Source organism: Gemmatimonadota bacterium (genome assembly GCA_026706345.1).
In the GTDB taxonomy this organism is placed as follows: domain Bacteria; phylum JAAXHH01; class JAAXHH01; order JAAXHH01; family JAAXHH01; genus JAAXHH01.
The window spans coordinates 1-3,242 of the sequence record JAPOYX010000112.1; the positions used below are offsets into that span (position 1 = coordinate 1).

The window sequence follows — 3,242 nt, forward strand, 5'->3', positions numbered from 1 at the left end:
CGATTTCAGGCTATTCCTGAGCTTGTCCCGGACGAGCACGCTCGGCTTCGAGTATGTCTTGACGATTGCTTCAAGCTGATCAGGCAACTGGGCGATTTCCTCCATCACGGGCGCGAGCGATTGCCGCAGTCCCCTGATCTTTACTTCGGTACCCAGAGACAGTGACCGCGACGTACGATTCTTCCTGGATTCGGTCAGCCAGACTCGCAACTGGCCGCCCCGGACCCGGCTCAGGGTGAACCGGTAGTCGCCGTTCCTTTCCCACCTCACCGTGTAGCCAGCACTCGCTTTGAGTCTGGTTGCCAGGGCGGCGCCCGTCGTGTCGTAGGACTGTATCCACGATCGACCCGTCTTCAGCGTGGCGCCAAAGCGTGCTTTTCCGGACGTGGTCAGCTTGAGCGACTTGAAGTTTTCGCAGTCCAGCAGAGACTCGGGGTCGCTGAGACGGGCGATGACAGGGAGATCATCGTTCAACGCCTGTACCACACGGGTGTCGTCGAGGTGCGAGAACTTCACAAGCAGGCGCTTCCGGGCTGAGCGCTGTTCCGACACGGAGACCTGGCTGAAGGAAAGCGGCGCCCTGAAGCCGAGGGCAATACCCGGTGCGCCCTGAATCTCGTAGCTGGGCCCGGGCAGGATCCTGGCGCTTGCCTTGACGCTGGCCTTGGGGGTGACTGTCGATGTCCATGTATCGGCAAGTACCGCGGCCCGCGATGCTTTGCCTGTCCAGCCAAATCCCTTTCGGGGAATCTCCGATATCGGGCTCAGGAGCCATTCCAGGCGACTGGCTGACTCCGTCAATTCTCTGCCGCGCTTGAGAATCTGCCTGAGCGCTTGCAACTCGGGTTCCGGGAGCAGTGCCTGCAACGCGGCCGACAAAGCGGTTTCATCGCCCTCAACGGCCTGCGCAAACTGTCCCAGTGGAAGGTCTTCTTTCATACGCTTGCAACCGACGCGAGCAATGCCGCCGCCTTGAGTCAGTTTGCTCCGGTTTCCAGCCGCCGGATGACGGGCATCGTATGTCCGGAGACATCCACGGGATGAGCGGCGATACCCGACCCGTGACCGCCCACGTGTTGCTCGACATCGATCCCGTGCCACGCGATGGCATGCATCAGGTCGTCGAACCACAGGCTGAACTGCAGCGGTCGGTTGGGCGAGAACAGGTCTGCGTTGAACAGGAGTTTCTCGTCGGGTACGTAGGCCGCGATCATGCCATCGGCATGTTCGGTATAGACGTCGTATGCATGGATTTCCCGGCCGATCCCATCGAGGGACAGGAACTGGCCCACCTCGATCAGGTTCACATTCTGTGCCATCGTCGATTCAAACACTTCGCGGAAGTAGCCGGCATTCTTCTCGCTCGTGACGACGCTGGCGCCGGCTTCGACCACCGGCCGCATGCCCCCCGTGTGGTCGATGTGGTGATGCGTAAGTATCAGGTAACTGATCGGCTTTTCCGGCCAATGCTCGGCCATTCGGGCAAGCAACGTGTGCGATCGTTCGGGATACCAGCTTGCGTCCACCAGGGCTAGCCCCTCCGGTCCCTCGATGATGAGATTGTTGTGGGTACCCGGCACCAGGAAAATGCCGGGCGCAATCTCCTCGATGGTGACATTGTCGATCTGCGGGTAGTTGCCGATATTTCCGCCGCCGGCTCGCTTAAGGACGATATGGGACATGTCCCAGCCCCAGCGCCGCATGGCGGGGTCGCCTGGGGGCAAGTCGCTCGCATCGAAAGCCAGGAGGGAGTCGGCCTCTTCGGCATTGAAGTCTACTGTTGTCCTTATCTCACGGCGCACCAGACGATCTCCGGTGAATTGTTCCAGGCGAAACGGGAAGGGGATGCCGTCGACGTCGCGCCAGTCGCTGAAATCGATACGGTTCTCGATGCGTCCCCGGTGCGGATCATTCTCCGTGGTCCTCACCGATGCCGGGAGGCCACTCGCGCCGTCGAATTCCACGAGCCATTCGGTGCCTTCCAACGCAAGTTGGTGCGATTCGAGCGGTTGATCGCCGCGGTCGCCGTTATCGTCGCGGTCGCCGTTGCTGACCGCTCCTTGCTCCGCATGAGCCAGCAGGAGGATTGGATTCGACAGCCAGAGATCCTTGAAGTTTGCGCCGATCCGCGAGCTTTCCATGGGTCCGTCGGATTGGCCTGCAAGGCCGCCGCTCTGCCGCCTGATTCCCACCGTCTCGTTGCTGGTAAAGGAAATTTGCATCGCGCCGGGCAGCGGATAGATCAACTCCATGTCCCACGACTCATGAGCACGACCGCCGGCCGGATCCCAGACCGCCACCACGTCGTAATTTGACGTATGAATGGGGAAAGCGCCGGCCACCACGCTCTGTATCGGTTCGAATCGCTGCACACGCGCCTCGATCCTGATGGTGCCGACCTCATTGCGGATACTGTCGTAATCGATCTGTGCCGTCGCAACCGTTCCAACGCTGTAGACGCACAGGAACGCGGCCGCCGATCGAGGCTTCTTTCCAACAGACATCCGGCCGAATCTACAGGGACAGCAGATACTCGCTCATTCGCTGGCGGGTGGCCGCGTCGGGGAGTCGGCCGTAGCCGGCGCGCATATTGTCGATGACGTGGCGGACCTGGCGGGTCTCCGTCACGACGCCGGTTACGGCCGGGTGCGACAGGATGTATTTCAGCGAGAACTGTGCCCAGGTCTCGATATCGAATTCGGCTGCCCACTCCGGCAACGGCTTGTCGGCCACCAGGCTGAAGAGTGCGCCGTCGTCGTTCGTCCTGAACGCCTCGACAATCAGCACGGCTATACCGAGGTCCGCAGCGAGCGGTAACGTGGTCTCGGCGGCCATCGGGTTGTGGATCGAATAGCCGGTCATGATGAAGTCCGGGCGTTCGGTCCTGATGAACTGATCGAATTCAACGTAGTCTCGTTGTCTCGTCCGGCTGACGCCGATATAGCGGGTCCGCCCGGCCTCTTTCCACTCCTTGAGCGTCGGCCAATGCTCGTCGATGGTCCGCATGTTGTGGATCATGAGCAGGTCCATGGGCTCCTTGTTCAGGTTCGCAACGAGTCGCTCGAGATGCTGGATGCCCGCCTCCTTGCCGTTGACCGTGATTTTGCCGGTCAGGAACATCTGGTCCCGTATCCCCATTTCTTCAATGAGTTCTCCGAGATACGGTACGTTCGGCCGAAAGAACGACGGGGTATCGAGAAGCCTGCCGCCCAAGTCGATCATGGTCTCGAGCACGGCGATCG

3 protein-coding genes are annotated in these 3,242 nt (G+C 60.8%); all 3 read right to left on the reverse strand.

Annotation, left to right across the window (positions count from 1 at the left end):
* Nucleotides 1-939: hypothetical protein (locus OXG98_07865; GenBank protein MCY3771919.1), on the reverse strand; the 939-nt coding region annotated here is incomplete at its 3' end.
* Between the two features lie 38 nt (nucleotides 940-977).
* On the reverse strand, nucleotides 978-2,504 hold the full coding sequence (locus OXG98_07870) for an MBL fold metallo-hydrolase (GenBank protein ID MCY3771920.1): 1,527 nt from the start codon (nucleotides 2,502-2,504) through the stop codon (nucleotides 978-980).
* A gap of 10 nt (nucleotides 2,505-2,514) precedes the next feature.
* On the reverse strand, nucleotides 2,515-3,242 hold a 728-nt coding region (locus OXG98_07875; protein MCY3771921.1), incomplete at its 5' end, for an aldo/keto reductase.

Coding starts and splice junctions, on each gene's coding strand:
- OXG98_07870 (MCY3771920.1), bottom strand. CDS start 2,504: ATGTCTGTTGGAAAGAAGCCTCGATCGGCGGCCGCGTTCCTGTGCGTC.